This is a genomic window from Pseudomonas viridiflava (assembly GCF_900602065.1).
Lineage (GTDB): Bacteria > Pseudomonadota > Gammaproteobacteria > Pseudomonadales > Pseudomonadaceae > Aquipseudomonas.
Genome location: NZ_UWFN01000289.1, coordinates 1 through 497 on the forward strand (window position 1 = coordinate 1; position 497 = coordinate 497).

At 55.9% G+C, this 497-nt stretch carries 1 protein-coding gene; it reads left to right on the forward strand.

Annotated elements, in window-relative coordinates:
• On the forward strand, positions 1-497 hold a 497-nt coding region (locus tag EE949_RS22230), incomplete at both ends, for a fibronectin type III domain-containing protein (protein ID WP_164666815.1).

Below are 497 nucleotides of genomic sequence, written 5' to 3' on the forward strand. Positions count from 1 at the left end.
GGACCGGACAAACCACCAGCACCCACCCATTTCAGGTCGACGGCACAAACCACCAGCTCCATCACGCTGCACTGGGATCTTGTGGTATGGAACAGGCCGGTCCTGCGGTATGACGTTTATCGTAACGGCGTTCACCTGCCTGAAACGACACATCCTCCGTTCACAGACACAGGTCTTGAGCCGGGCAAAGCCTACGATTACCAGATCACAGCGACTGACACGGATAACGTCACCTCAGATAAATCCGCCGTCATCAGTGTCAGTACCAAGGCAGAGGGTGGAGGCGAGCGGCCCACCGCTCCGACCGATCTGCACACCACAGAAATAACGTCGACCAGTATCTCGCTGATGTGGAACGCGTCGTCTCCCGGCTCGAGCCCTTTGATGGAATACGCACTGATTCGAGGTGACGAGCAGATTGCCTCGATCAAATCGCCCACCACCCGCTTCACTGATACCGGGCTGAAACCGGATACCCAATATCAGTATGTTGTCTT